General features: G+C 46.8%; 21 protein-coding genes and 1 riboswitch. Of the genes, 20 read left to right on the top strand and 1 reads right to left on the bottom strand.

Annotated features, from left to right (window positions below; translation table 11 throughout):
* Positions 1-22 precede the first annotated feature (22 nt).
* On the bottom strand, positions 23-952 hold the full coding sequence (locus ACTQ50_RS00885; RefSeq protein ID WP_441482547.1) for a transglutaminase-like domain-containing protein: 930 nt from the start codon (positions 950-952) through the stop codon (positions 23-25).
* Between the two features lie 245 nt (positions 953-1,197).
* Positions 1,198-1,281: riboswitch (cyclic di-GMP riboswitch) on the top strand.
* A 167-nt stretch (positions 1,282-1,448) separates the two neighbouring features.
* On the opposite strand from ACTQ50_RS00885, the gene ACTQ50_RS00880 reads away from it, so the two are divergent.
* From ACTQ50_RS00880 to ACTQ50_RS00785, 20 genes are all read left to right on the top strand, one after another.
* Complete coding sequence (locus ACTQ50_RS00880) at positions 1,449-2,483, top strand: anthrax toxin lethal factor-related metalloendopeptidase (RefSeq protein ID WP_441482546.1); 1,035 nt, start codon at positions 1,449-1,451, stop codon at positions 2,481-2,483.
* Positions 2,484-2,950: 467 nt separating this feature from the next.
* The gene (gene rho / locus ACTQ50_RS00875; protein ID WP_441482676.1) at positions 2,951-4,600 is read left to right on the top strand and encodes a transcription termination factor Rho; all 1,650 of its coding nucleotides are present in this window, start codon (positions 2,951-2,953) and stop codon (positions 4,598-4,600) included.
* Between the two features lie 262 nt (positions 4,601-4,862).
* Complete coding sequence (rpmE, locus tag ACTQ50_RS00870; protein ID WP_117851138.1) at positions 4,863-5,066, top strand: 50S ribosomal protein L31; 204 nt, start codon at positions 4,863-4,865, stop codon at positions 5,064-5,066.
* Between the two features lie 141 nt (positions 5,067-5,207).
* The gene (locus ACTQ50_RS00865) at positions 5,208-6,263 is read left to right on the top strand and encodes a DUF1385 domain-containing protein (RefSeq protein ID WP_441482545.1); all 1,056 of its coding nucleotides are present in this window, start codon (positions 5,208-5,210) and stop codon (positions 6,261-6,263) included.
* Positions 6,260-7,129: a peptide chain release factor N(5)-glutamine methyltransferase gene (gene prmC / locus ACTQ50_RS00860; RefSeq protein ID WP_441482544.1), complete on the top strand. Its 870-nt coding sequence runs from the start codon at positions 6,260-6,262 to the stop codon at positions 7,127-7,129. Before ACTQ50_RS00865 ends, prmC begins: the two co-directional genes overlap by 4 nt.
* A 145-nt stretch (positions 7,130-7,274) precedes the next feature.
* A complete protein-coding gene (prfA, locus tag ACTQ50_RS00855) occupies positions 7,275-8,348 on the top strand; it encodes a peptide chain release factor 1 (RefSeq protein WP_295307905.1) in 1,074 nt (357 codons plus the stop codon).
* Between the two features lie 138 nt (positions 8,349-8,486).
* Positions 8,487-9,404, top strand: a complete 918-nt coding sequence (locus tag ACTQ50_RS00850; RefSeq protein WP_226821878.1) for a sugar phosphate nucleotidyltransferase — start codon at positions 8,487-8,489, stop codon at positions 9,402-9,404.
* Positions 9,405-9,515: 111 nt separating this feature from the next.
* Complete coding sequence (glmM, locus tag ACTQ50_RS00845) at positions 9,516-10,862, top strand: phosphoglucosamine mutase (RefSeq protein ID WP_441482543.1); 1,347 nt, start codon at positions 9,516-9,518, stop codon at positions 10,860-10,862.
* Between the two features lie 2 nt (positions 10,863-10,864).
* Positions 10,865-11,950 (top strand): tetratricopeptide repeat protein, encoded by a 1,086-nt coding sequence (locus tag ACTQ50_RS00840; RefSeq protein WP_441482542.1) that lies wholly within the window; start codon positions 10,865-10,867, stop codon positions 11,948-11,950.
* Between the two features lie 216 nt (positions 11,951-12,166).
* Positions 12,167-13,402 (top strand): GTPase HflX, encoded by a 1,236-nt coding sequence (gene hflX, locus ACTQ50_RS00835; RefSeq protein WP_441482541.1) that lies wholly within the window; start codon positions 12,167-12,169, stop codon positions 13,400-13,402.
* An 18-nt stretch (positions 13,403-13,420) separates the two neighbouring features.
* Positions 13,421-14,452, top strand: a complete 1,032-nt coding sequence (locus ACTQ50_RS00830; RefSeq protein ID WP_441482540.1) for a M42 family metallopeptidase — start codon at positions 13,421-13,423, stop codon at positions 14,450-14,452.
* Between the two features lie 4 nt (positions 14,453-14,456).
* The gene (locus ACTQ50_RS00825) at positions 14,457-15,125 is read left to right on the top strand and encodes a response regulator transcription factor (RefSeq protein ID WP_441482539.1); all 669 of its coding nucleotides are present in this window, start codon (positions 14,457-14,459) and stop codon (positions 15,123-15,125) included.
* Positions 15,122-16,105, top strand: coding sequence for a sensor histidine kinase (locus ACTQ50_RS00820; RefSeq protein ID WP_441482538.1), 984 nt, complete (start codon positions 15,122-15,124; stop codon positions 16,103-16,105). The genes ACTQ50_RS00825 and ACTQ50_RS00820 overlap by 4 nt, the downstream gene beginning before the upstream one ends.
* Positions 16,106-16,235: 130 nt before the next feature.
* Positions 16,236-17,306, top strand: a complete 1,071-nt coding sequence (locus tag ACTQ50_RS00815; RefSeq protein WP_441482537.1) for a PTS transporter subunit IIC — start codon at positions 16,236-16,238, stop codon at positions 17,304-17,306.
* A gap of 152 nt (positions 17,307-17,458) precedes the next feature.
* Positions 17,459-17,587 carry a FeoB-associated Cys-rich membrane protein gene (locus ACTQ50_RS00810; RefSeq protein ID WP_441482536.1) on the top strand — a complete coding sequence of 43 codons (129 nt, stop codon included), beginning with the start codon at positions 17,459-17,461 and terminating at the stop codon, positions 17,585-17,587.
* Positions 17,588-18,109: 522 nt separating this feature from the next.
* The gene (locus tag ACTQ50_RS00805) at positions 18,110-20,635 is read left to right on the top strand and encodes a glycyl radical protein (protein WP_441482535.1); all 2,526 of its coding nucleotides are present in this window, start codon (positions 18,110-18,112) and stop codon (positions 20,633-20,635) included.
* Between the two features lie 74 nt (positions 20,636-20,709).
* Entirely contained in the window at positions 20,710-21,501 is a 792-nt protein-coding gene (locus tag ACTQ50_RS00800; RefSeq protein ID WP_441482534.1) for a glycyl-radical enzyme activating protein, read from the top strand.
* 296 nt (positions 21,502-21,797) lie between these two features.
* A complete protein-coding gene (locus ACTQ50_RS00795) occupies positions 21,798-23,309 on the top strand; it encodes a 4Fe-4S dicluster domain-containing protein (RefSeq protein ID WP_441482533.1) in 1,512 nt (503 codons plus the stop codon).
* 37 nt (positions 23,310-23,346) lie between these two features.
* Complete coding sequence (pepT, locus tag ACTQ50_RS00790) at positions 23,347-24,561, top strand: peptidase T (protein ID WP_441482532.1); 1,215 nt, start codon at positions 23,347-23,349, stop codon at positions 24,559-24,561.
* Between the two features lie 246 nt (positions 24,562-24,807).
* Entirely contained in the window at positions 24,808-25,470 is a 663-nt protein-coding gene (locus tag ACTQ50_RS00785; protein WP_441482675.1) for an HD domain-containing protein, read from the top strand.
* The last annotated feature ends 65 nt before the right edge of the window (positions 25,471-25,535 follow it).

Genomic DNA, 25,535 nt, shown 5'->3' with positions numbered 1-25,535 from the left:
CAGGAACCATATTTTCGTAGTATTATCGGGTGAACTGCAAGGTATAATTTTCGCTGTCACCGATATAGGAATTGATAAGCTCTTCGTCTTCGCTGTTGGCGGTAAAGGTTGGATCCATGCGGTTCCATTTCTCTCCGTCATAGGTAATGGCCTGTTCCACCCATCCTTTTCCCCGGATGTAAACATCGATCCATGCATGCTTGATGTCACCAGCATAACCAATCTGAAGCTTACAGGGGATGTCCCGGCTTCGCAGCATTGCTGTCATCAGGGCTGCGTAATCAAAGCAGATTCCCTTTCCGGTAGAAAGCGTTTCGTCTACGTCAGGAAGATAGCCTGTTTCAACGGTGGCCGCTTTGTCCTCGTCGTAGGTAACGTGCTGGGTCACATACTGGAAAATGGCATCAATGCTTTCCTGTTCCGTAGCATCCTCTGCCAGAAGAGAAAGGGCTAATTTGCTGGCTTCCGAGTCAGGGGTGAAATTTACATATTGGTTCGGATACAAAAAAGGGAGAAATTCATTCTCCAGGGAAACCTCCAGGGCCTGGGCAAAAAGTGCAGCATACTGGCTGCCGTTTACCTGTTCATAACAGGAAACCTGGTAAGTGCCGCTTCCGCTGGTAAAAGGGATGACAGCACTGTCACCGGAGTTTACGAAATAGGAATAAACAACGCCGTCATCTGCGGAAAGCTGAATGTTCTTGGTGGTGCCATTGCTATCGCTGATCGCGGTCAGATATCCCTGACTGATGTTGGAGGTATCCAGTACCAGCGGGGAATATCCTATGGTGTCTGTCCCAGGGGCTTCCGGGACCAGAACCTGCAGCGGGGAAAAAACGGGAGGCTCTTCAGAAGAACCGGAATTACCGCTTCCGCCGCATCCCGTTATCAAAAACAGGGAAAGGTAGATAAAAAGTAAGCAAAGAGGAAGGGCAGAAGTTCGATCTGACATAGTGCCGCTCCTTTTATTACAATAGTCACAATTTTTTCTATAGAAATAAGTATAGCAGATTATGTCAAAAAAGGAAGAGAGAAGTTCAGTTTGCGAAGTAAACACTAGTTCTTGTGGCAGGTACGAGAAGATTCGTCTTTGGTTTATGGATTTTCGCGTTGTTTCGTGCTTTTTTATTGGAAATTTGGTGATTTTTTACTGGGTTTTATCGTTGACAACCGTCGGAAAATGGCTTATTATAAGAATGTAATTAAAGGCAAACCTGTCGAAAGGCGGGGACGCAAAGCCAAGGGTCTAAGGTCGTGTGACTATGACAGCCGGTTGCCGCATTGATATTGATTTGTGATGTGATAATGACAGGAGACAGAAGTCTTCTATTTGTGGCGACCGTTTATTTAATCTGATAAACGGTTTTTTTATTACCATAAATTAAGAAACTTGTTTCTGGAAAGCGGCAGTCAGAATCCATTATCGTTCAAGAAAGGTGTGTATATATATGAAAGGAAAGAAATTAACAGAGTGGTTCACAAGTAAGAAAATCGTTTCCAGTTGTGCAGCGATAGCACTTGCAGCTGTGATCGGCGGTGTTTCCTTATTCTCAGGAGCAGGAGAGGCACCGGAATTCCCAAGCTATACAGATCCTGTAATGGAGACCTCCATTCAGGAAGAAGAGACTCCATTAGCTTCCCAGCCGAAGACCTCAGTGAAGACCACACGCAGCACCAAGACAACGAAGAAAACCGTTAAACTGAAAAAAGCTTCCAAGAAGAGCTACACCAAGAAGCTGAAAACAACTACCAAGGTTTCCAATTCTTCCAAGACCTCTGGAAACACAACCGTAGCAACAAAGAAAACAGTCGTAACCAACGCAACCGAGAAATACACCAAGAAATCCAAAAAGAAACTGGTTACCTCCAAGGTTACCACAACTGTTCAGACAACTACAACTCAGAAAGTAACCGTTACAAACGTAGCAGCAGCCAATACCGCATCTTCTGGTACAACTGCAAAGAGCACAGCAACTACCACAACAGCGAAGGCAACCACAGCTTCCACTGCAAACAAGACCAAATACGAAGCAAATGTAACATCTGTTGCAGGCAAGATGGACAGCCGTGTACTTTCCGCATTCCAGAAATTAGGATTCAAGCTGGTTGTTGATCCGTCCGTTAACTATTCCGGATACTTTGAAGCAAGATCCAGATCCATCACCATGCAACAGATTGATGATTCTGTATATCATGAACTTGGACATTTTCTTGCATTCATCGCTGGAAACGCAGACAGAACTTCAAGCTTCCAGAGCATTTATGCAGCTGAGAAGAGCAAAGTTACCGCATTCAATAGAGCATATGTAACACAGAATTCTTCTGAATACTTTGCAGAGTCTGTTAAGGATTACATCCTGAACAATGCAGCGCTGAAGAGTGCAAGACCTCAGACCTATGCAGCGGTTCAGACAGCACTGAACCAGATTACAGATGCGCAGATCGCTAAGATCCAGAAGATTTACGGACCATACTGGAACTAAATCCTACATAAGTTTCAAAAAGTAATCACCACCCGGAGAGTTGTCTCCGGGTGTTTTCGGTTAAACCGATGTCGAAGAGTCAGGATATGTGTCGACAAATAATTCTTGCAATGAAAAAGCCAGGGTGTGTATAATACAAGGCAAAGGTTAGTTTTTATATGATCTCATAGGCAGATATGAGAAAAATAAGAATAACTGGAATTTGCAGGCAGGGATAGAATTTGGATGTTACTGGTCAGTGGGTGAACGGTAACTATATTTGGAATTGATATAGACACGGCATCCGAAATGTGCTAAAATGAACTCTATCAGATTTTTAAGCTATTTTACAAATTTAGTATATATTTCGTTCTTATCCACGCAGTGGATCGTAACTATATTGCTTCTGTCTAATCAGACATTGTATCCCGTAAGATCAAAATTGAAATGTGTTTTAGAAAAGTATTAGTCGAAGAGGTAGATGATTGATGAGAGAAAAGTATGAATCTTTACCTTTGGTGGAGCTGAAAGGGATTGCGAAAGCCAGGGGACTGAAGGGCATTTCTACCATGAGAAAGCCTGAATTAATTGAGCGAATGCTAGAAGAAGATAAGAAAGAAGCTGCTGCGAATGAACCGGCGGCTGCTCCGAAGCAGGAGAATACAGCTGCTCCTGTAAAAGCCGAGAGCACAGCTGCACCGGAGAGAACCGAGACCGAGCGGAAGGAAGCACCGGTCAGATCCCGTACCATCGTAAGACGTAATCCGGAATTTCGAAGCAACAATTACAGCAGAAATGACAATGCAGGCCGTCAGGGCGGTTATAATGGCTATAACGGCGAGGGAAGACAGGGAGGCTATGTGAAACGGGAGCAGCCTGCCACCAAGCCTGTGGAAGTTGTCCCGCCGGCTGAAATCAAAAGTGAAGAGCCAGAGCAGCCACGCACTGTCAATGAAGATCAGGCAGAAGTTTTGAGCAATACCTACCAGATTTCTGCTGAAACCGTTCAGCTTGACAGTGGAGAGAAGGCAAACGGCATCCTGGAGGTTATGCCAGATGGCTTTGGATTTATCCGAAGCGAGAATTATCTTCCAGGCGAGAACGATATCTACGTTTCCCCTTCACAGATTCGCAGATTTAATCTGAAGACGGGAGATATTATTCAGGGAAATATCCGTATTAAGACACAGGGCGAGAAGTTCAGTGCACTTTTATATGTGACTTCTATCAATGGGTTCCATCCAAGTGAAGGCCAGAAGAGATATAACTTCGAGAATATGACGCCTATTTTTCCAAATGAGCGTCTGATCATGGAGCGCCCTGGCGGAACTACTGCCATGCGTATTGTAGATCTGATCAGCCCTATTGGAAAGGGACAGCGTGGTATGATCGTTTCCCCGCCGAAGGCTGGTAAGACCACACTGCTCAAGGATGTGGCAAAGTCTATTCTTAAAAATAATAAAGATATGCATCTGATCATCCTTCTCATTGACGAGCGTCCAGAGGAGGTTACAGATATTAAGGAAGCAATACAGGGACCAAACGTGGAAGTAATCTATTCCACATTTGATGAGCTTCCAGAGCATCATAAGCGTGTTTCTGAGATGGTTGTGGAGCGCGCACGCCGCCTTGTAGAACATAAGCAGGATGTTGTGATCCTTCTGGATTCCATTACCAGACTGGCCAGAGCCTATAACCTGGTGGTTCCGCCAAGCGGAAGAACCCTGTCCGGTGGTCTTGATCCGGGAGCCCTTCATATGCCGAAGCGTTTCTTCGGTGCTGCCCGTAATATGCGGGAGGGCGGAAGCCTTACCATTCTGGCTACCGCGCTTGTGGATACAGGAAGCAAGATGGACGATGTTATTTACGAGGAGTTTAAGGGAACTGGTAATATGGAGCTTGTGCTTGACCGTAAGCTTCAGGAGAAGCGGGTATTCCCGGCTATCGACATCCAGAAATCCGGTACCAGACGAGAGGACCTGCTGCTTAGCAAGGACGAGCAGGAGGCGGTCTATATCATGCGAAAAGCGCTTAACGGCATGAAGTCTGACGAGGCAGTAGAACAGATCCTGAATATGTTTTCACACACGGCAAACAACGCCGAATTTGTGCAAACTGTAAAAAAACAGAAATTGTAACAGCTCAGTACCTTCGCAGTTACACGCTTCGCGATGCACAGAAATCATGCAGAGCATGATTTCGCGCTGAAAGTCTCGGGTTTTCTGTGAACTTTGTTCACAAAAAACACCTCGCGGAATGTTTCCTGCGAATAGTTTTAGAAATTTTTATAAATAACTTGCATTTCTCATACGGCCATGCTATAATCAATAGGCTGTGTAAAGTGTGAATTCGTCAGATTCAACGCAAATAAAAGAGAATAAATATAGAGAGGTGAAAATCATGAGAGAAGGAATCCATCCGAATTACTATCAGGCAACTGTAACCTGCAACTGCGGTAATACTTTTGTAACAGGTTCTACCAAGCAGGACATCCACGTAGAAATCTGCTCCAAATGTCATCCGTTCTATACAGGACAGCAGAAAGCTACTCAGGCTCGCGGACGTATCAATAAGTTCAACGAGAAATACGGCCTGAATAAATAATTTGAATATTACTGAATGAGAAGGTTGAGGTTGGGAAATCTCAACCTTTCTTTGTAATAGAAGTAATAGAAGCGGGGCGAGCCAAAGTCCGTGCTTGCACGAAAACCTGGCGGCTGCCGTATTAACGAGACGGAGGATAAAATGAAACCATCAAATATCGGTGGACAAGCTGTAATGGAAGGTATCATGATGCGCCATAAGGATAAATATTCTATTGCAGTACGCCGTCCTGATAAAGAAATTGAAGTAAAAGTAGAAGATTACAAATGCATCTTCGGCAATGTCAAAATCTGGCGCAAGCCGATCATCCGTGGAATGGTCAGTTTCATTGACTCTCTGGTAACTGGAACCAAGTGCCTGATGTATTCTGCAGAAATCGCAGGAGATGAGGAGGACGAGGAAGAGGCAAAAAAGAACGCCAATCTTTCCCCAGAGGAACTGGAAGCCAAGAAGAAAAAAGAGGACAAGGCATTTAAATCCCTGCTTTATGTGACCGTGGCTGTTTCCATTGTGATCTCCATTGCCGCATTTATGCTGCTTCCCTATGCGCTGGCCAGTCTTTGCCGCAAGGTGGGGGCTTCAGAGGTGATCGTTACTATCGTGGAAGCCTTTGTAAAACTGGGATTGTTTATGGGGTACATGATCCTGATCTCCAGAATGAAGGATATCCAGAGAACCTTTATGTACCACGGTGCAGAGCACAAATGTATCAACTGTGTGGAGAACGGCAAGCCTCTTACCGTGGAGAATGTGCTGGAGAGCTCCAGATTCCACAGACGCTGTGGAACCAGCTTTCTGTTCCTGGTTATGCTGGTAAGTATTTTCCTGCACTTTATTTTTGTACTGGTACCGTCATACTGGCTGCGTCTTTTCGGACGTCTCCTTATGGTACCAATCGTATCTGGAATTTCCTTTGAGATCATCCAGTGGGCAGGCAGAACAGACAGCAAGTTTGCCCTGATGATGAGCAAGCCAGGTATGGCCATGCAGAAGTTTACCACCAAAGAGCCTACCGCAGATATGGCAGAGGTTGCCATTAAAGCAGTAGAGGCCGTGTTTGACTGGAGAGCATACTTAAAGACAGAGTTTGATCTGGATATTCCGTATGAGAACGAGGAAGTTGTTTCAGAGAAAGCCGAAAGCGGAAACATGGAAGAAAGCACTGGAAAAGTGCCGGAAACAGGAGATGTGCAATGACTTCCCTGGAAACATTATTAAAAGAAGGAACCAAGGTTCTGGAACAGCATGAGATCCAGGAAGCCAGGCTGGATGCCTGGCTTCTTCTGGAGTATGTGACTGGTGTGAACAGAGCCTTTTATTTCGCCCATTCTGATGATGAGGTGGAAGAAGAGAAAGCCGCTGCATACCGAAAAGCCATTGGGGAAAGAGCGGAACATATCCCCTTACAGTACATTACCCACCAGGCTTACTTTATGGGCTTTGAATTTTATGTAAATGAGAATGTTCTGGTGCCGAGACAGGATACAGAGACTCTTGTGGAAAAAGCACTGGAGATCCTGAAAGGACGAAAAAGTCCCGGAATCCTGGATATGTGCACCGGGTCCGGGTGTATCCTGCTGAGTCTTCTGGCTCTTACAGAGGAGGCTCATGGTGTGGGAGCCGATGTTTCCCCGCTTGCTCTTCAGGTGGCAAAGAAGAATGCGAACAGCCTGGGAGTGGCAGACAGAGCGGATTTCGTAGAAAGCGACCTGTTTTTGGCACCTTTTTTTCAAGAAAAGACTGGCAAAGATATGCCACTCTATGATATCCTTATCTCGAATCCCCCATATATTAGAAGTGCAGACATTGAAGAGCTTATGGAAGAAGTGCGGGATCACGATCCCAGACTTGCATTGGACGGTCATGAGGACGGTCTGTATTTTTACCGGAAGATCGTATCTGAGGGAAAGATTTTTCTGAAAAAAGACGGCTGGATGCTGTTTGAGATCGGATATGACCAGGGCGGGGATGTGTCAAAACTGATGAAGGATAACGGCTTCACGGATGTGCAGGTGGTCAAAGATCTGACCGGACTGGACAGAGTGGTGCTGGGAAAGAGATAGCTTCAAGGTGCATGAAACACAAGAAGAGAACCGGTCTATCAGACTGAAGCAACAAATGATGAGGCAGCGGCCTCAGAGAAAAGAACAAAGATCATATTGCTGTGAAGGCATTTTACAGCAATCAGAAAATAACAGGAGGAAAACCATGTTTGACAAGTTGGACGATTTGCTCATACGTTTCGAGGAAGTTCTGAATGAGCTGGGTGAGCCGGATGTAACATCCAATCCAGAGCGTTTTCAGAAGCTGATGAAGGAACAGAGCGACCTGCAGCCAATTGTGGATACCTATAAGGAATATAAGAAAAATAAAGAAACCATCCAGGACAGCCTTTCCATGCTGGAAGAGGAGAAGGATGAAGAGATGAGAGAAATGCTGAAGGAAGAGCTTTCCGACGCCAAGAAGCGTGTAGAAGAGCTGGAGCATGATCTGAAGATCCTTCTTCTGCCGAAGGACCCCAACGATAATAAGAACGTTATCGTGGAGATCCGTGCTGGCGCAGGCGGAGATGAGGCTGCTCTTTTTGCGGCTGAGATTTACAGAATGTATGTGAAATATGCAGAATCCAGACGCTGGAAAACAGAGATGATGAGCTTAAATGAGAATGGGATCGGCGGATTTAAAGAGGTTACTTTTATGATCAATGGTGCCGGAGCTTATTCCAGACTGAAATATGAGAGCGGTGTACACCGTGTACAGCGAGTTCCAGAGACAGAATCCGGCGGAAGGATCCATACTTCTACCTGTACGGTTGCAATCATGCCGGAGGCGGAAGAAATCGACTTCCATCTGGATATGAACGACTGTAAATTTGATGTGTTCAGAGCTTCCGGAAACGGTGGACAGTGTGTCAACACCACAGACTCCGCAGTCAGACTTACCCATATTCCTACAGGAATCGTTATTTCCTGCCAGGATGAGAAGTCCCAGCTGAAGAATAAGGATAAGGCTTTGAAGGTACTTCGTTCCCGTCTGTATGAGATGGAACTGGCGAAGCAGCATGATGCAGAAGCAGAGGCAAGACGAAGCCAGATCGGTACAGGTGACCGTTCCGAGAAGATCAGAACTTACAACTTCCCGCAGGGACGTGTGACAGACCACCGTATCAAACTGACACTTCACAGACTGGATAATATTCTGGGCGGTGATCTGGATGAGATCATTGACAGTCTGATCGCAGCTGACCAGGCTGTAAAACTGAGCAATCTGCAGGAGCAGTAAGCTTGGAAAATAGGAATCATAAAGCAGAAAACTACATGACTGGAACAGACTGAATGCTGGAAGACCTATAGAGAAGAGCTTTCAGAATGTAGTACGAATATAATAACAATCATGTGAAAAATGGGAGGGTATATACCTATGAAAAAAACAGCTCTTGTAATCATGGCAGCCGGAGTGGGAAGCCGCTTTGGAAATGGAATCAAACAGCTTGCACCAGTTGGACCGAATGGAGAGATCATTATGGATTATTCCATCAGAGATGCGCTGGAAGCAGGATTTAATAAGATCGTTTTCATTATCCGCAGGGATCTGGAGGAAGAGTTTAAGAGCACCATCGGTGCAAGAGTAGAGAAGATCGCAGAAGTTGCATATGCTTATCAGGAGCTTGAGAAGCTTCCAGAGGGCTTTACAAAGCCAGCTGACAGAACCAAGCCATGGGGAACCGGACACGCCGTTATCTGCGCAAGAGAGTTTCTTACAGAGCCATTTGCAGTTATCAATGCAGATGATTACTATGGCAAAGAGGCTTATGTAAAAGTACACGATTATCTGGTTCAGGAGCAGCCGTCAGATGATGTGCTTCATATCTGCATGGCAGGCTTCAGACTTGGAAATACCTTAAGTGATAACGGTAGTGTTACCAGAGGCCTTTGCCACATTACAGACGGCAAGCTTACCGGTGTAACAGAGACACACAATATTTTCAAGACCGCAGATGGTGCGGAGAGCCGGGAAGATGGACAGCCAGTAGAGAAGCTTGATTTAAATGAACTTGTTTCCATGAACATGTGGGGACTGACACCAGCATTTATGGATACATTATATAATGGATTTGTAGAATTCCTTCAGAATGTGAAGCCAGGAGATCTTAAGGCAGAGTACCTTCTTCCGGTTATGATCGACGAACTGATCCAGAAGGGAGCAGCACAGGTTGATGTTCTCGAGACAAAGGATACCTGGTTCGGCGTAACCTATCAGGAAGATAAGGAAGTTGTGATCAAGGCTTTCAAAGAGCTCACAGAGGCTGGTGTATATCCAAACGGACTTTACAAATAAAGAAACACAGGGGTGTATAGTAAAGAGGTCTGTTCGGGAAAATGCGGGCAGAGGGAAATGATTTTCTGTATATAATGAGTTCGGGTTTTTGAACAAGGAGGATAATTAGCTATGGGAAAATATTTTGGAACAGACGGATTTCGTGGAGAAGCAAATGTTCAGCTGACAGTTGACAACGCATTTAAAGTAGGCCGCTATGTAGGCTGGTATTATGGACGCGACCATAAGGCGAAAATCGTAATCGGAAAGGATACCAGACGAAGCAGCTACATGTTTGAATATGCTCTGGTTGCAGGCCTTACCGCTTCCGGTGCAGATGTATATCTTCTTCATGTAACAACGACTCCTAGTGTATCCTTTGCAGTTCGTACAGAGGATTTTGACTGCGGTATCATGATTTCTGCAAGCCATAACCCATTCTATGATAATGGAATCAAGCTTCTGAATGGAAACGGCCAGAAGATCGAGGCTGAGATCGAGGAGCGTATTGAGGCTTATATTGACGGCGAGATCGAGGAGCTTCCGCTGGCACGCAAGGAAGACATTGGACGTACCATCGACTTTGCTTCCGGACGTAACCGCTATATTGGATATCTGATCTCCATTCCAAGCCGCGACTTTAAGAATGTAAAGGTTGGTCTTGACTGTGCAAACGGAAGCTCTTCCGCAATTGCAAAGAGCGTTTTCGAGGCACTCCAGGCGAAGACCTATGTAATTAATAACCAGCCGGATGGAACTAACATCAACACAAACTGTGGCTCCACTCATATTGAGGTCCTGCAGAAATTTGTGGTAGATAACGGCCTGGATATTGGATTTGCCTATGATGGAGACGCAGACCGCTGTATCGCAGTTGACCACCGGGGAAATATCATCGATGGTGACAAGATCATGTATGTTTGCGGCAAATATCTGAAGGAGCAGGGCAAATTAAACGGAAATACAGTAGTTACCACCGTGATGTCCAATATGGGACTTTACAAGGCTCTGGAGCGTGAGGGAATGCGCTATGAGCAGACCGCTGTTGGTGATAAATATGTTGCGGAGAACATGCTGGCAAATAACTACAGCATTGGCGGAGAGCAGTCCGGTCATATTATTTTCAGCCGCTATGCAGCTACCGGAGATGGTATCCTCACTTCCCTTATGGTTATGGAAGCCTGCGTAGATAAGAAAGCAACCTTATGTGATCTTGCAAAAGAGATGAAGGTTTATCCACAGGTCCTTCGCAATGTGCGCGTAGCAGATAAGAAGACCGCCCGTGAGAATCCGAAGGTGGTAGAGGCTGTAGAGGCAGCTGCCAGGGCACTTGGTGATTCCGGACGTATTCTGGTCCGTGAGAGTGGTACAGAGCCGTTGATCCGTGTTATGGTGGAGGCTGAGACAGATGATCTTTGCCATCAGTATGTAGACAGCGTTGTAAAAGTCATGGAAGCCGAAGGGCTGATCGTTGGTTGAGCATGAAAATCAGAAAAACAGCATTAATATTCACAGCCTGCATGGGACTTTCCCTTCTGGCAGGCTGTGGGGATGAAAAACAGCAGATTTTTAAAGAGGCCGAGAAGGATCTGGAGCAGGGAAGCTATGATTATGCCCTGGATGAATTTACCACCTCTGTGGATAACGGCATTCATCTGACCACTTCCTACCGGGGAATTGGAATCTGTCAGCTCCGCATGGGAAATTATGAGGATGCGATCACTGCCTTTACAAATGCTCTTGGTACAGAGAAGGTGAGCAAGTCTGTGGCGAAAGATCTGTATTTATACCGGGCGACTGCCAGATTGCAGGCTGGTCATCTGGAAGATGCAATGGCAGATTGCCAGGTGCTGGCCCAGAATTATGATATGGATGCGGACTGCTGGTTCCTTACCGGCAAGGTTGCACTTGCTATGGATGGATATGACGAAGCGTCCTCCGATTTCGAGCAGGCCTATGGAGAGGATTCCAGCTATGACCGGGCAATCCAGATTTACGAGGCTTACCTGGAAAAAGATATGGAAGCAGACGGTACCAGATATCTGGAGGCTGTTTTGTCCACAGAAGCCAAAGGGACAGATGATCTGTGCGACCGGGGGCGGATCTACTACTATATGGAAGATTACGCCAATGCGAAAAAAGAACTGACGGATGCGTCAAATCAGGGAAGCCAGGAGGCGCTCCTTGTTCTAGGCATGGTTTATAGTGCCCAGCAGGATTATGCAAATGCCCGTTCCATGTACCAGCAGTTTGTAAATCAGAAGCTGGAGGATACCAGCAGGAATCAGACACAGACTGCAGCGCCCGGCTATAATGGCTTGGCAGTGTGTGATATGGCAGAAGGAAATTATGATTCAGCGTTGGAGAATATAAACAACGGAATTTCCGTGGCTGCAGATGATGAGATGCAGAGCCTTTTATTTAACGAAATTGTTATTTATGAGAAAAAACTGGATTTTTCCACAGCTCAGGCGAAAGCGCAGGAATATGTGGGAATGTATCCAGATGACGAAGAAGCTGCTAAAGAACTGGATTTCCTGAAGTCCAGAACCAGTTCTGTGCAATAGGCGCTGCGGCTCGCGGCATGGCTGGCAGCTAACAGGAATTGACCTGAACTGAAAAAGTGATATAGAATTTGCCCTCACGAAAGAACTGTGAGGGCAATTTTCTTATAGGAAACCTCTCCCAAAAGGGAAGTGAGTGTGTTATACTCTAACACATGAGTAATGTTGCCAGGTGGTGACAGGAAGTTTATTATGAAAAGCAATCCGGAAGGAGGAGTTATGGAATATATTGAAGAAATACAGGAGCGGGTGATCCTGGTGGGCGTCCAGCTGGATGAAAACGACAATGTAAAAGAGTCCCTGGACGAGCTTGCGGAGCTGGCAGATACTGCCGGAGCAGAAACAGTTGGAATGCTCATCCAGAACCGTGAAACTGTTCATCCTGGAACTTATATAGGAAAAGGAAAAATTGAGGAAGTACGTGCCCTTATGCTGGCCACAGACGCTACCGGAATTATCTGTGATGACGAGCTTTCCCCTGCGCAGATGAATAATCTGGAGCATGAGCTGGAATGCAAGGTAATGGACAGAACCCTTCTGATCCTGGATATTTTTGCCAAACATGCCACTACCAGCGAGGGGAAGATCCAGGTAGAGCTGGCCCAGCTCCGATACAGGGCCTCCAGACTGGTTGGCCTTGGAGCCTCTTTGTCCAGGCTTGGCGGCGGAATCGGAACCAGAGGTCCTGGAGAGAAAAAGCTGGAGAGTGACCGTCGTCTGATCCGGAAGAGAATCACGGCGCTGAAGGAGGAGCTTTCCCAGGTGGAGAAGCACAGAGAACTGCTCCGCACCGGACGCACCAGAGGAAAGATGAAGACAGCGGCTATTGTAGGCTATACCAATGCCGGGAAATCTACTTTGCTGAATACTTTGACTGGTGCCGGGGTGCTTTCCGAGGACAAGCTTTTTGCAACTCTGGATCCCACTACAAGGGCGCTGACTCTGGATGACGGACAGCAGATTCTGCTTACCGATACCGTCGGATTTATCCGCAAACTGCCGCACAATCTGGTTGAGGCCTTTAAGAGTACCCTGGAAGAAGCGAAATATGCAGACTATATTATTCACGTGGTGGACTGCTCCAATCCACAGGCGGTACAGCAGATGGAGGTTGTCTACGATACGCTGCAGGAGCTTGAGGTTCAGGGAAAGAAAACCATCACCTTATTTAATAAGGTGGATATGGGAGCGGCGATCCGCATGCGAGACAGCAATGCCGACTACACCCTGAAGGTTTCAGCGAAAACAGGGGAAGGCCTTGAGGATTTAAAGGAACTTCTGGGGAAAATCCTTTCCGAAGAGCAGATTTATGTGGAAAAGCTTTTTGGTTATCAGGAGGCTGGCAAGATCCAGCTGATCCGGGAGTATGGACAGTTGCTTTCCGAGGAATATACAGATACTGGAATCCTGGTGAAAGCAAGAGTGCCCCAGGAGATTCATGGGAAGATTATGTGAGAAACAGGAGATAAGATCATGGGAAAATACACAGACTACATTATGAAAACAGCACAGGAGCTGCTTGCAGTGCCAAGCCCAAGCGGTTTTACACATATGGCAGCAGATTTTGTGAAAAAAGAATTTGAGAACCTGGGCTATGAGCCGCAGATCACCCAGAAGGGTGCTGTGCTTGTAAAGCTTGGCGGCAAAGATGACAAAAATGCAGTGGTTCTGGCGGCTCACATGGATACACTTGGTGGAATGGTCTGCCAGATCATGGACAACGGACGTCTGAAACTGACAAATATTGGCGGTATGAACCCAAACAATGCGGAAGCTGAGAACTGTAAGGTTTACACAAAATCAGGCAAGGTTTATGATGCAACTTTCCAGCTTGAGAATGCGTCTGTTCACGTAAATGGCGAATATAGCGATACCAAACGTACTTATGAGACTATGGAAGCCATTCTGGACGAGCCGGTGAAGAACAAAGAGGATGTGAAAAAGCTTGGAATCATGACAGGTGATTTTGTCTGCTTTGACCCGAGAACAGTAGTGACTGAGAGCGGTTACATTAAGAGCCGCTTCCTGGATGACAAATTCAGCACTGCCATTCTTCTTGGCTATGCCAAATATCTGAAGGAGAAAAAAGTTCAGCCGGAGCGTACTATTTATGTGCTGATCACTTCTTATGAGGAAGTGGGACATGGCGGATGCGCTGCTATCCCGGAGGGGGTAACAGAGATGATCTCCGTAGACATGGGATGTGTAGGAAAAGGCCTGGAATGCGATGAGACCATGGTATCCATCTGTGCGAAGGACAGCATGGGACCATATGATTACCAGGTGGTTTCCGGGCTGATCAAGGCGGCACAGGAGAACGACATTGCATTTGCCGTGGACGTTTATCCACACTATGGCTCAGATGTGGATGCTGCACTGAAGGCTGGCTATGACATGAAACACGGTCTGATCGGACCTGGTGTTTATGCTTCCCATGGATATGAGCGTTCTCATGAGGATGGAGCGAAGAATACGCTGAAGTTATTAAAAGCATATTTAGGGTAAAGAAATGTATAAAATTTTAGTAGTTGAAGATGACGAGACCATTGTACAGACGGTGAAACGTCATCTGGAATCCTGGGGATATGAGATTTTTCAGATCGAAGATTTTTCCCATGTGATCCAGGAATTTGTGCAAAAGGATCCGCAGCTTGTGCTTCTGGATCTGAAGCTTCCATTTTTCAACGGCTTTCACTGGTGCGAGGAAATCCGCAAGATTTCCCAGGTGCCAGTACTGTTCCTGTCTTCTGCAGCGGACAATATGAATATGGTCATGGCTATGAGCCGGGGCGCAGATGATTTTATTGCCAAGCCCTTTGACCTGGATGTGCTGGCAGCGAAGGTGCAGGCGGTGCTTCGAAGAACTTACGCTTTCGGGCAGAACAGCAGTCTTCTGGAGCATAACGGAGTGGTGCTGAATCCTGGAAACGGAACAGTTTCTGTGGACGGAAAGCTTGCGGACCTGACGAAAAATGAATTGAAGATCTTGCAGATTTTGTTTGAACATCAGGGACATGTTGTTTCCAGAGAGTCCATTATGACAAAGCTCTGGGAGAGCGACAGCTTCGTGGATGACAATACTTTGACGGTAAATATCACCAGGATCCGCCGGAAGCTGGAAAGGCTTGGAGTGGAGAATTTCATTATCACCAAAAAAGGTCTGGGGTACATGATATGATGAAATATCTGAAAACCAGGTGGAAGATGGCAGCGTTGGTACTGTTTATGGTGGCAGCCACTGCGGGGATCCTTTTTCTGTATGATGTTCCTCTGGAGCCTGTGCTTTATGTTGCGGTCCTTTGCATACTGGTAGCCGCCCTGGCACTTTGGCTGGATTACAGGAAGTATGGGAAAAAGCTGGAAAATCTGCGATACATAAAGTCCTGTGAAGGGTTTGGAACAGATTATCTGGACGCCCCGGAAGATGGAATCGAGGAGATTTACCAGGAAATCTGCCAGGAACTGGATGAGAAGCGGGTGGAGGCTGAGAACCAGCGAAGCGCCTTTTGTACGGAACTGACAGATTTTTACACCATGTGGGTGCACCAGATCAAAACGCCTATCGCGGCAGCCAGGCTCCTCCTTCAGGAGGAAGAGCCAAAGCCCCAGGAAATCCAGAACGAGCTTTTTAAGGTGGAACAGTATGTGGAAATGGTGCTTGGGTATCTTCGCACAGAGGATATGGCGGCGGATATCCGTTTTCAGGAAGTGGAGCTGGATGCCCTGATCCGGGGCCAGATCCATAAGTTTGCCCGTATTTTTATTGGGAAAAAGCTTTCCCTGGAATACCAGGGCGTGTCGGAGACTGTGCTTACAGATGAAAAGTGGCTTGGTTTTGTGCTGGGACAAATTTTGTCAAATGCGCTGAAATACACGAAAAAAGGGAAAATATCCATTTATATGAGTAAGGCAAAGGCCCATACGTTGGTGGTAGAGGACACGGGAATCGGAATCCGCGGGGAAGATCTGCCCCGGGTTTTTGAAAAAGGCTTTACCGGTTACAACGGAAGAGAAGAGACCAGGTCCACGGGAATCGGGCTTTACCTTTGTGGGAAGATCATGAAGAAGCTGGATCATGGGATCCGGATTGAATCGGAACTGGGAAAAGGGACGAAGGTTTTTCTGGAACTGGGAAGGAAAAAGCTGGATCTGTATTAGGGAGCTCTGGAAAGTCAGAAAAGAAGAATTAAGGAAAACTCTGCTGTGTTGCCTTTTATAAATGATAGTTAACCAGGTCTGTGTAGCGCAGACTGGAAACGGTAAGATCGACAGGGGATAAGGAGAGAGCATGAAAGCAGTAAAGAAGGTTTTGAACAACATTTTTATTGATGGTTTAAGTGGTATGGCCCTGGGCCTGTTTTCCACTTTGATCATCGGAACGATTTTGAAGCAGATCGGGGATCTGATGGGCGGTACTTATGGGGCTTACCTGAGTACATTTGCCGTCATTGCCCAGAGACTGACCGGTGCCGGGATCGGTATCGGAGTGGCGTATAAATTCCGGGAATCCACATATGTGCTTTTGTCTGCAGCGGCAGCTGGAATGATCGGTGCTTATGCATCGAACCTGATCGCTGGAACTCTGCTGTCTGATACAGGTGCACTTGTGCTGTCAGGCCCTGGAGAGCCTCTTGGTGCGTTTGTGGCAGCTTATGTGGGAATCACCGTTGGAAGACTGGTTGCTGGAAAAACAAAGCTGGATCTTCTGATCACACCGGCTGTGACCATTCTGTCCGGTGGTGCAGTTGGTATCCTGGTAGGTCCTGGAGTGTCAAGATTTATGACATGGCTTGGAAATCTGGTAAACTGGGGAACCGAGCAGCAGCCGATTCTGATGGGAATTGTGGTTTCTGTTATTATGGGAATGGTACTGACTTTGCCCATCAGTTCTGCAGCCCTTGGAATTATTCTGGGACTGAACGGTGTGGCAGCAGGCGCTGCAACCATTGGATGCTGCTGTCAGATGATTGGTTTTGCAGTGACAAGCTTTAAGGACAACGGCGTTGGCGGTCTTTTTGCCCAGGGAATTGGAACCTCCATGCTGCAGATCCCGAACATTATGAAGCGCCCGCTGATCTGGCTGCCGCCTACACTGGCGTCCGCCATTCTTGGCCCCATCGCCATTATCGGACCGTTCCATATGACAAACAATGCTACCGGTTCCGGAATGGGAACCTCTGGCCTGGTGGGACAGATCATGACCTATCAGACTATGGCGGCTACTGAGTCTCCGGTTCTGGTAATCCTGAAGATCGTAGTATTCCACTTCCTGCTTCCGGGACTTTTGTCTTACATTATTTACCGTGGCATGAGAAATATGGGATATATCAAGGATGGACAGATGAAGCTGAATGTGTAAAAAGATATTGACATCTAATGGACGTTAGAATATACTAACACTATAAGTGGAAACTATTGTTACCGTTCACCGAAAAAGCGTCACGGTCATTTGCCGCGGCTGCGAAGTGAACAGCAACAGCTAATCTACAGGGAACTTGAAAGGAGTTTAGTATGGGAACAGTAGTTGTAGGTGCTATCGTAGTAGCGATCGTTGGTCTTGCGATCAGAAGCATGCGCAAAGACAAAAAGAATGGAAAAGGCTGCAACGGAAACTGCGGAAGCTGCGGCGGATGCCATTGAGACTGGATGACTGATTATTTTACATATGCCAAAGTAATCTTGAAAGGACTGTCATGCTGGAGAAATCTGGTATGGCAGTTTTTTTGTTCGCGCAGCATGAGAAAATACTGTGGCTTTTATGCTTAAAAACAACGAAAAACCACAACAATCAAAACAAAACACAAATCAAAGCAACAAAATTGGTGTTGAATTATGTTGACACTGAATAGTGGATGACGTATAATGAGCATAGAAAACTATAGTTTATTGTTCGCTGGAAAAGTTCCGCGAGGTGTTTTGTGTGAGCAGAGCTCACAGAAAACCCGAGAAGTGCGGCGCGAAATCATGCAAAGCATGATTTCTGTGCATCGCGAAGCGTGTTGCTGTGAACGCAGTGAACAGTAACAACTATGTCATGGAATAACGGACATTTTTGTTGCCGAAGGGGAGAGATTTGATGACATTGAAGGAACCGATTCACAGGAGCTGTGCTTTGTGAGTCAGTCGTTTTCCCTGCCGGAACATCCATGAGAAAGGAGAACCATGGAAAAATACAATACAAGTGAGATTCCCAAATCTTCCAGAATTACCCGTCTGGTTGACCATCTCTATGCCAAGATGCCGGAAATCGAATCGTACAGAGCCAAGCTGATCACAGAATCTTATAAAGAGACTGAAGACCAGCCGATCATTACCAGAAGAGCGAAAGCTTTTGCCCACATTTTACATAATATCCCCATCATCATCCGTGATGAGGAGCTGATCGTAGGAAGCAACTCCATTGCACCGAGAGGATGTCAGACATTCCCGGAATTTTCCTACCAGTGGCTGGAGGATGAGCTGGATACCGTTGCGACCAGAACTGCCGATCCGTTCTACATTTCAGAGCAGGCCAAGGCAGATCTTCATGAGGTGCATAAATACTGGAAGGGCAAGACCACCAGTGAGCTTGCCACAGCATACATGGCACCAGAGGCAATCCGTGCCATTGATCATAACATCTTCACACCAGGAAACTATTTCTATAACGGTGTAGGACATGTTACTGTAAAATACTGGGAAGTTCTCGAGATCGGATACGAAGGCATTATGGCGAAAGCACAGGCTGAGCTGGACAAATGCAACGTAGGTGACGGTGACTATGCAGAGCGCTCCCGTTTCCTGGAAGCAGTTATCATAAGCTGCCAGGCTGTTATGGATTACGCTGCAAGATATGCCAAACTTGCCCTTGAAATGGCAGAGAAATGTACAGATCCCCAGCGTAAAGCCGAGCTTCTTGTAATTGCATCCAACTGTAGCAAGGTACCGGCGAAAGGGGCCACCAACTTCTGGGAGGCATGTCAGTCCTTCTGGTTTGTACAGCAGCTCCTTCAGATGGAGTCCAGCGGACATTCTATTTCTCCAGGACGTTTTGACCAGTATATGTATCCTTACTATAAGAAGGATATTGAGAGTGGTGCGATCACCAGAACAGCAGCTCAGGAGCTGATCGACTGTATCTGGGTAAAATTAAATGATCTGAATAAAGTCCGTGACGCAGCCTCCGCAGAGGGCTTCGCAGGCTACAGCCTGTTCCAGAACCTGATCGTAGGCGGACAGAACAAAGACGGCGAGGATGTGACAAATGATCTTTCCTTTATGTGCATTGAAGCATCTATGCATGTACATCTTCCGGCACCGTCCCTTTCCATCCGTGTATGGAACGGCTCTCCGCACGATCTTCTGATCAAGGCAGCAGAGCTTACCAGAACCGGTATCGGACTTCCGGCTTATTATAATGACGAAGTGATCATCCCGGCACTGCAGAACAGAGGTCTTTCCCTGGCAGATGCCCGTGAGTACAATATCATCGGATGCGTAGAGCCGCAGAAAGCAGGCAAGACAGAGGGCTGGCATGATGCAGCATTCTTTAACATGTGCCGTCCGTTAGAGCTTGTATTTGGCAATGGTATGGATCAGGGTGAGATGGTTGGTATTCCTACCGGCGATGTTAACAAGATGGAAACCTTCGATGAATTTTACGATGCATATAAGAAACAGATGGAATACTGCATTTCCCTGCTTGTAAATGCAGATAATGCTATTGACGTAGCCCATGCAAAGCGTTGCCCGCTTCCATTCCTTTCCAGTATGATCGATGACTGTATCGCCCGTGGAAAGACGGTACAGGAAGGCGGCGCAGTTTATAACTTTACCGGTCCTCAGGGATTTGGTATTGCAAACATGGCAGATTCTCTTTACGCCATCCGCCAGCTGGTTTATCAGGAGAAGAAGCTCACAATGGAGGAACTGAAGGAAGCTCTTGCATGGAACTATGGCAAAGGACTGGATGAGCAGTCTGTGAAAGAGATCACAACCGGCATCTTAAGAGAGATGACCGAGAGTGGTGCCAAGGTTGATGCAGATACAGCAGCTGCTGTACTGAAATCTGTTATGAATGCCCAGATGGCACCTGAGAAGATGGCAAGATATCAGGAAATCCACGACATGATCGCAGAAGTTCCGAAATTTGGAAATGACATTCCGGAGGTTGATTACTTCGCAAGAGACGTGGCTTACACCTATACAAGACCGTTACAGAACTTCAAGAACCCAAGAGGCGGACAGTACCAGGCAGGACTTTATCCGGTATCTGCTAACGTACCTCTTGGCGGACAGACTGGTGCTACACCAGATGGAAGATATGCGCATACACCTGTTGCAGATGGTGTTTCCCCATCCGCAGGCAAGGATGTGAACGGACCGACTGCAGCAGCAAGCTCTGTTGCAAAACTGGATCACTTTATTGTATCCAACGGTACTCTGTTCAACCAGAAATTCCATCCGTCAGCACTGTCAGGACGTGAAGGCCTTGAGAAGTTCGTTGCACTGATCCGTTCCTACTTCGATCAGAAAGGAATGCATATGCAGTTTAACGTTGTAAGCAGGGAGACACTGCTTGATGCACAGGCACATCCGGAGAACTATAAGCATCTGGTTGTACGTGTGGCTGGTTACAGTGCACTGTTTACCACACTGTCCAAGTCTCTGCAGGATGATATCATCCGCAGAACTGAGCAGGGCTTTTAAAGAAAATATAAATGGAACTGCTGGCTGCTTCTCAATAGGACGTCAGCTGGCGCTTCCATATAATGGAGAAATCTATGGAATATTTAGATACCACAGGACGTATTTTCGACGTCCAGCGTTATTCCATCCATGACGGTCCTGGAATCCGTACCATTGTGTTTTTGAAAGGCTGTGTGCTCAGATGCCAGTGGTGCTGCAATCCGGAATCCCAGGAATATAAGATCCAGACAATGAAGACTCCAGACGGGGTGAAGACCATGGGACGGGATGTAACCGTCCGTGAGATGATCGAACTGGTGGAGAAGGATCGCCCATATTACTACCGCTCCGGCGGTGGAATGACACTTTCGGGCGGCGAATGTCTCTGTCAGCCGGAATTTGCCCGCAATCTCCTTCGTGCGGCCAAGGAGCGTGGAATCAATACCGCCATTGAAAGCATGGCCTGCGTTCCCTGGAAAAATATCGAGATGGTACTGCCTTATCTGGACACGTATCTGATGGATATCAAGCATACCAATCAGGAGAAGCACAAGCAGTTTACCGGCAAGCCCAATGGACTGGCTCTTGAGAATGCCAGAAAAGTAGCCTTATCTGGACAGACGAACCTGGTGATCCGTGTACCTGTCATCCCTACATTCAATGACAGTGTGGAAGAGATTAAGTCCATCGCCTCTTTTGCCTCCACCTTGCCAGGTGTGAAGAAGATCCACCTTCTTCCTTATCATCGCCTTGGTCAGGATAAGTATGACTGGCTTGGAAGAGAATACAAGCTTCCAGAGATCCTTCCTCCGGAGCCAGAGCATATGGAGCTTCTGAAGAAGGCCGTACATTCTGTCTGTGACCTGGATTGCCAGATCGGTGGATGAGAATAGAAAGATGTAATTGTATAATTCCATGACCAGGAACCGCTTTTTGAGGCACATTTTTTGTGTGGAACGGGAATGGATAAAATGAATCAGATCAGGAACCGGAATTTCCAGATGCGGGGATTTCGGTTCCTTTCATATGGAAAAATAGCGAAAGATATTTGAATAATTTCAGGTTTTTGTGTATGATAGAGGATATGAAGCGGAGGCATGCAAAGAAAACCCATAAAGACAGTTAGATTGAATGCGGTAAAATCTGGCTGGTGCAAAATACTACAGCTTAAGGAGAAAAGAGAATGAGAGGACTATACTCATCAAAGACAAAAATCAGACACCAGATTTTTACTGAAATTGCCCGACTTGCCTATGAGGGCGATATGGAGAAGGAGATGGACGAGCTTCCATACAAGATCCTTCCAGGAGAAGTGGCTACCTATCGTGACAGTATTTTCCTGGAAAGAGCCATTGTAGGAGAGAGGCTTCGCGTGGCAATGGGACTGCCTCTTCGAAATATTTCCGAGCATGCGCCTATTTCCAAAGGCGTGGAGGCCAGCTTAATTGAAGAGAAATATTATGAGCCGCCCCTTATCAACATTATTAAATTTGCATGCAACTCCTGTCCGGAGAAGCGTGTGATCGTTACTGAGGGCTGCCAGGGCTGTCTGGAGCATCCCTGTCAGGAAGTCTGTCCCAAGCAGGCCATCCATATGGAAAATGGGCGGTCTGTGATCGATCAGGACAAATGTATCAAATGTGGAAAATGCCTGGAATCCTGTCCTTACAATGCCATTATCAAGCAGGAGCGTCCATGTGCCAAGGCCTGTGGAATGAATGCCATTCATTCCGATGAGTATGGCAGGGCTGAGATTGATTATGACAAGTGTGTTTCCTGTGGAATGTGTCTGGTCAGCTGTCCGTTCAGTGCCATTGTGGATAAGGGACAGATTTATCAGACCATTATGGCGTTAAAGAGTGACACACCAGTTTATGCCATTGTAGCGCCTGCTGTGGCTGGCCAGTTTGAGCCGGAGCTGAAGAATACCCAGCTTCGCGGAGCGTTTAAGGCTCTTGGATTTACAGATATCAAGGAAGTTGCTGTTGGTGCAGACCTTTGTACCATTGAGGAAGCTAAAGACTTCATGGAGGAAGTACCGGAGAAGATTCCGTTTATGGGAACCTCCTGCTGTCCGGCATGGTCTGTTATGGCGAAAAAGATGTTTCCGCAGTATGCCAACTGTATTTCCATGGCGCTCACCCCTATGGTACTGACCGCCAGACTTCTGAAGCAGGAAGAGCCGGATTGCAAGATCGTGTTTGTGGGACCTTGTGCAGCGAAGAAGCTGGAGGCAAGTCGTAAGTCTGTCCGAAGCTATGTGGACTTCGTTCTTACTTTCGAGGAAGTGAAGGGCATGTTTGATGCCAAAGGCGTTGATTTTGCCAGCATTCCGGAGGAAGAGCCTCTTACCCAGGCCAGCAGTGACGGCCGTGGCTTTGCTGCCAGCGGCGGTGTAGCAGCTGCAGTTGTGAAAGCTGTGAAGCGTATGGACCCGGACCGCGAGGTGAAGGTAGTCAGTGCCAACGGCCTTCAGGAGTGCAAAAAGATGATGATGGCTGCCAAGGCTGGAAAATACAACGGCTATCTGCTGGAGGGCATGGCCTGTCCAGGCGGATGTATAGCCGGTGCCGGAACTGTACAGAATGTAAAGAAGGCAGGAGTGGCACTGGAGAAGATGAAGAAGGAAGCGTCATTTGAGGAGTGTATGGATACTTCATTTGGCGGGGAGCTGGAGAAGCTGGAAGAACTGTAATCCGATAAAAAATGTAAATGAAAAGGAGAAAATCAAAATGCGTGCATACGAACGTTTATTAAACTATGTAAAAGTATATACCACAAGTGAGGATGAGCAGGAGAACGTGCCGTCTACCAGCCGCCAGTTTGACCTGGGAAACCAGCTGGCAGAGGAACTGAAAAAGATAGGAGTTCAGGATGTGCGCATTGATGACAAGTGCTATGTGTATGGTGTGATCCCGGCCACAAAGGGGCTTGAAGATAAGCCAGCCATTGGTTTTATCGCACACATGGACACAGCACCTGATTTCCCTGGTGAGAACGTAAATCCACAGATCATCCAGAATTATGATGGCGGGGATGTGAAGCTGGGAGAGAGCGAATATACCCTTACCCTGAAGGATTTTCCACACCTGTCCTCTTTAAAAGGCAGAACCCTGATCACCACAGATGGAACCACTCTTCTTGGTGCGGATGACAAGGCGGGCGTAGCGGAGATCATGACCATGGCAGAGCAGATCCTTGCAGAGAACATTCCTCATGGAAAAATCTGTATCGGCTTTACCCCGGATGAGGAGGTTGGCCGTGGTGCAGACTTTTTCGATGTAGAGGGCTTTGGAGCGGATTTTGCCTATACCGTAGACGGCGGTGCAGAGAATGAGATCGAGTATGAGAACTTTAATGCCGCAGGTGCAAAGGTAAAGATCAAAGGATTTTCCGTACACCCGGGCAGCAGCAAGAATACCATGATCAATGCAGCTCTGGTTGCCATGGAGTTCAACAATATGCTTCCGGCGGGCGATACCCCGGCGAACACAGAGGAGTACGAGGGATTTTTCCATCTCTGTGAAATGAGCGGAGATGTATCTTCTGCAAGCCTTGATTACATTATCCGTGACCATGACAGTGTCATGTTTGCCTGCCGTCAGGAGATGATGCGACATATCGCCAAGCTTCTTAATGAAAAATACGGCGAAGGCACCGTCTCCCTCACCATTAAAGAGCAGTACCGCAATATGAAAGAGAAGATCGAGCCCTGCATGCACCTGATCGACAACGCAAAGAAAGCCGTTCAGCAGTCAGGTCTTTCCCCAGTAACCGTAGCCATCCGCGGCGGCACTGACGGTGCCCGTCTTTCCTTCATGGGCCTTCCCTGCCCGAACCTTGGAACCGGCGGCTACGCCTTCCACGGTCCATGCGAGCACATTACTGTAGAGGGAATGGACTATGCGGTGGAGAATCTGAAGAATATTGTGAAGCTGTACGCTTAAGATGTGAGAGATAGAACTTTGAGGAAATGAGAAGAAAAGCACCTGCCTGGATATTGACGGTAGGTGCTTTTTTCGCGGGTGGCAAGCCATGGAGTGTGTTTGAAAAATCATTCCCGCAATCTCTACGCCCCACTTTGCAGAGATTTCAAAATTTAAACAAAATTTTACACCAACAAGACAACAACCTGTTTTTTCTCCCCTACAATGATCCTGCGAAAAAAGTTAAAAGAATAAAAAGGAGAACTGATCTACTTGAAGTACCAGGAAATTTTAAACAATAAGGAAATTAACGCATATCTGAAAAAGGGAGACGCCAATCTGGGAACCATGGGCTTTACGGACCATTCCAAGGCCCACTGTATACAGGTTTCACACAGAGCCGGAAAAATACTGGAAAAGCTGGGCTATTCCAAACATGATGTGGAACTGGCAAAAATAGCAGGATATATGCACGACATTGGAAACGCCATCAACAGAACCCATCACGCAGAATACGGTGCCCTGCTTGCAAACGATCTTTTAAAGGAAACCAATATGCCGCTGGAAGACCGGATCACCATTGTATCTGCCATTGGAAATCACGATGAGTCCACTGGAAATCCGGAAGATGTTGTTTCCGCAGCTTTGATCATTGCAGACAAGACAGATGTGAGAAGAAGCAGAGTGCGCCAGAAGGAAAGCTCCGCATATGACATCCACGACCGCGTAAATTACGCTGTCACAGAATCCAAGCTGAAAATTGAGAAAGACAAGTCTGTACTTGCACTGAATCTTCAAGTGGATGAAAGCATCTGTTCCATGTACGATTATTTCGAAATTTTTCTGGACCGAATAATGCTTTGCAGAAAATCAGCGGAAGTTTTGAAAACCACATTTAAGCTGACTGTAAATGGACGCAAAGTGCTGTAGAAGTAAGTTGCATACATAAAAATACACAAAACAGCACCACCATATTTGTACAATATGTAGAAGCC

The organism is Blautia sp. Sow4_E7, assembly GCF_052116245.1.
Classification (GTDB): domain Bacteria; phylum Bacillota; class Clostridia; order Lachnospirales; family Lachnospiraceae; genus Blautia_A.
This window is presented reverse-complemented; position numbering and strand designations above follow the sequence as displayed.

Coding starts and splice junctions, on each gene's coding strand:
- ACTQ50_RS00800 (WP_441482534.1), top strand. CDS start 20,710: ATGGAATATTTAGATACCACAGGACGTATTTTCGACGTCCAGCGTTAT.
- ACTQ50_RS00840 (WP_441482542.1), top strand. CDS start 10,865: ATGAAAATCAGAAAAACAGCATTAATATTCACAGCCTGCATGGGACTT.
- rho (WP_441482676.1), top strand. CDS start 2,951: ATGAGAGAAAAGTATGAATCTTTACCTTTGGTGGAGCTGAAAGGGATT.
- ACTQ50_RS00805 (WP_441482535.1), top strand. CDS start 18,110: ATGGAAAAATACAATACAAGTGAGATTCCCAAATCTTCCAGAATTACC.
- pepT (WP_441482532.1), top strand. CDS start 23,347: ATGCGTGCATACGAACGTTTATTAAACTATGTAAAAGTATATACCACA.
- ACTQ50_RS00830 (WP_441482540.1), top strand. CDS start 13,421: ATGGGAAAATACACAGACTACATTATGAAAACAGCACAGGAGCTGCTT.
- ACTQ50_RS00820 (WP_441482538.1), top strand. CDS start 15,122: ATGATGAAATATCTGAAAACCAGGTGGAAGATGGCAGCGTTGGTACTG.
- ACTQ50_RS00795 (WP_441482533.1), top strand. CDS start 21,798: ATGAGAGGACTATACTCATCAAAGACAAAAATCAGACACCAGATTTTT.
- hflX (WP_441482541.1), top strand. CDS start 12,167: ATGGAATATATTGAAGAAATACAGGAGCGGGTGATCCTGGTGGGCGTC.
- ACTQ50_RS00810 (WP_441482536.1), top strand. CDS start 17,459: ATGGGAACAGTAGTTGTAGGTGCTATCGTAGTAGCGATCGTTGGTCTT.
- glmM (WP_441482543.1), top strand. CDS start 9,516: ATGGGAAAATATTTTGGAACAGACGGATTTCGTGGAGAAGCAAATGTT.
- ACTQ50_RS00885 (WP_441482547.1), bottom strand. CDS start 952: ATGTCAGATCGAACTTCTGCCCTTCCTCTTTGCTTACTTTTTATCTAC.
- ACTQ50_RS00815 (WP_441482537.1), top strand. CDS start 16,236: ATGAAAGCAGTAAAGAAGGTTTTGAACAACATTTTTATTGATGGTTTA.
- ACTQ50_RS00865 (WP_441482545.1), top strand. CDS start 5,208: ATGAAACCATCAAATATCGGTGGACAAGCTGTAATGGAAGGTATCATG.
- ACTQ50_RS00825 (WP_441482539.1), top strand. CDS start 14,457: ATGTATAAAATTTTAGTAGTTGAAGATGACGAGACCATTGTACAGACG.
- ACTQ50_RS00850 (WP_226821878.1), top strand. CDS start 8,487: ATGAAAAAAACAGCTCTTGTAATCATGGCAGCCGGAGTGGGAAGCCGC.
- ACTQ50_RS00880 (WP_441482546.1), top strand. CDS start 1,449: ATGAAAGGAAAGAAATTAACAGAGTGGTTCACAAGTAAGAAAATCGTT.
- prfA (WP_295307905.1), top strand. CDS start 7,275: ATGTTTGACAAGTTGGACGATTTGCTCATACGTTTCGAGGAAGTTCTG.
- rpmE (WP_117851138.1), top strand. CDS start 4,863: ATGAGAGAAGGAATCCATCCGAATTACTATCAGGCAACTGTAACCTGC.
- prmC (WP_441482544.1), top strand. CDS start 6,260: ATGACTTCCCTGGAAACATTATTAAAAGAAGGAACCAAGGTTCTGGAA.